General features: G+C 70.7%; 3 protein-coding genes. 1 reads left to right on the plus strand and 2 read right to left on the minus strand.

What is annotated here, in order from left to right:
* Positions 1-145: 145 nt before the first annotated feature.
* Positions 146-1,111 (minus strand): zinc metalloprotease, encoded by a 966-nt coding sequence (locus AB0M20_RS38380; RefSeq protein WP_364305819.1) that lies wholly within the window; start codon positions 1,109-1,111, stop codon positions 146-148.
* Between the two features lie 264 nt (positions 1,112-1,375).
* Between AB0M20_RS38380 and AB0M20_RS38385 the strand changes: the two genes are divergently transcribed.
* Complete coding sequence (locus tag AB0M20_RS38385; RefSeq protein WP_364305821.1) at positions 1,376-2,077, plus strand: VanZ family protein; 702 nt, start codon at positions 1,376-1,378, stop codon at positions 2,075-2,077.
* Positions 2,078-2,103: 26 nt separating this feature from the next.
* Here the strand turns inward: AB0M20_RS38385 and AB0M20_RS38390 are convergent.
* Positions 2,104-2,423, minus strand: a 320-nt coding sequence (locus AB0M20_RS38390) for a redoxin domain-containing protein (RefSeq protein ID WP_364305823.1), incomplete at its 5' end; no start/stop codon positions are given.

The following is a 2,423-nucleotide window of genomic DNA, read 5'->3' on the forward strand; positions in this document are numbered from 1 at the left end:
CCGGGCGAAGATCGAGCGGGCGGCAGGCCCTTTCCGCTGACCGCGTGGTGCCGATCCGCACGGTGACCGCCGGCAAGGCCGGAACGGTCACCGCGAGGATCGTCGAGACCCAGCATGTGTCGGGGCCGGCCGGGCCGGCCGTCGATCAGCCGGCTCGATAGGCGAGCCAGATCAGCGTCATCCTGATGCTCTGGCCGAGGGAGAAGCGGTCGAGGCACGGGTCGTCGCCGTAGCTCATGAAGTTGTGCACGGGGTCGCGACCGGGAGCCGGGCACGTGTCGTCGGACTCGTTGCACTCAAAGATGTTGTCGCCGTCGTTCTGGTACGGCGTGTCGATCACCGAGTCACCGGGAGCCATGCAGCCGTTCTCGAAGGTGTGGTAGAGCCCGAACCAGTGGCCGACCTCGTGGGTCAGCGTGTCGCCCTCGTTGTACGGCGCCGCCGAGCCGCCGGGCAGGCTGTCGTTGAGGATCACGACGCCGTCCTGGATCAGCGTCGCCTCGTTCGGGAAGTACGCGTACCCGAGGAGGCCGTCGGAGAGCCCCGTGATGTAGATGTTGAGGTCGTCGTAGCCGCCCCTGTGCAGCGCCGCCTTGGCTTCCTGGTCGTCCGCGGGGTCGACGTCCGGGTCGGACCAGTCGTACCAGTCGTCGTTGGCGGTGTAGTCGACGGACTTCGTCGCGAACCTGAAGATCGTCGGAGCGTCCTGCCTCGCGGTCTTTCCACTGAAGGCGGCGTTGAGCACGGCGATCTGGGCCGCGATCTGTTGCCGCGACACCCCTCCCGTGCCGTCGGCCCGGGTGATGACGTGCACCCGCACGTCGATCGTGACCTTGCGCTTCGGCAGCTTCGACGCCCAGCCGAGACCCTTCGACCGCAGCTTGGCGGTCATCTGCTTCTCCGCCCGTGCCGCCTCGCTCCGGGTCAGGTCGTTGGGGTCCGACCCACCCGGGCGGCCGGAACGGACGCGGTCGTTCGACACCGTGGTGCACTCCGCGACCGATTGCGCCGCGTGCCCCGCCGGAGCCGCGGCCACCGAACTCGCCGGGGTCGCGATCAACGTCGCCCCCAGCAGGCCGATCGCGGCCATGCTGACTCGGATCCGTTGCATGTGGTCCTCCTCGTGGGGCGTCGTGCGAACGTGGCCGATCCGGCCCGCCGGCACGGACACGCGGCCGGCGGTCACCCCGAACGTATTGACCGGCGTCGTCCGCCGATACCGTCCGAGTGGCCCGGGGTCTCCTGCCCGAAGGCACCATCGACGGGTGGCCACCCGGCCCACTCAACGCGATCGATCCCTAGCGGAACCCGTGTATCGCGGGCGTATCGAAAAACGCATACACCACCGCCAACCGCCGTCGGCTTCACTGTGGGCATGACCGACAGCTCGTCCCCGTCCGCGCCGCCCCGCCGTCCGCGCGGATTCGTGCTCATCGGCCTGGCGATCATCGCCGTGGCGAGCGTCGCTTTCCTCCTGCGGCGGATGCTTCTGATGTCCGCTCCGAGTTGTCTGGCCGGCCGGTGGCACGGCTGTTACGACACCGAGAACGGTGTGCTGTTCATGATGATGGCCGGGCTGCCGTTGGCCGCTCTGGTGGTGTGGGCCCTGGCGCGTGTCCGGCGGGCCGCCGGCGTATCGGCGTGGCGGCTGTCGCTGGCAGAGGTGGGCATGGTCTACGGAACGGTGCCGTTCGTCTGGATGACCCTGATGCCGGGTCCCGGGGCCGGCGTCGTCCCCGGCCGGGTGAGTCTGGTCCCGCTGTGGGACCTGCTCGTGATGGGGCCACTCGGGATCGCCGGTAACCTGCTGGTCTTCGCGGCGCTGGGGTTTTTCGCCCCGATGCGGTTCGCGGCGCTGGCGTCCGTGCCGCGGATCCTGGCGCTCGGGGCTTGCTGCTCGGTGCTGGTGGAGACTGCACAGTACGTCCTGCAGCTGGACCGGGTGTCCTCCGTGGATGACGTGCTGATCAACGCCGCCGGCGCCGTGCTCGCCGGGCTGGCGTCGCGCCCCTGGTGGCGCACCGCGGCGGACGCGCCGTCGGACCGGCCTCGCGCTCTGGTGGCGCCGGGAGGCTGAGTGCCCGCGTGCTCAGGGCGACGAGGTCACCCGGGGATCGGGACGAGCTCGCGGACCTGGCGCAGCATCTCGCCGACCGAGCCGGCCGGATCGGTGACGGGGAACTGGACGGCGCGCACCGTCGCGGCCCGGTCGATCAGCAGCGTGATCCGTTTGAGCCGGTCGGTGCCGGCCGCGCGGAAGGTGGGCAGCAGCAGCGCCGCGGCCAGCCGTCCGTCGGCGTCGGAGAGCAGCGGGAACGGCAGTTCGGCGTACGCGGCGAAGGCGGCCAACTGGTCCGGACGCTGCGTGCTGACACCGTGGATCCGGGCCGCCGATTTCGCCGCCGCGGGGGCGCGGATCCACG

The sequence above is a fragment of the Actinoplanes sp. NPDC051633 genome (assembly GCF_040681735.1).
Classification (GTDB): domain Bacteria; phylum Actinomycetota; class Actinomycetes; order Mycobacteriales; family Micromonosporaceae; genus Actinoplanes.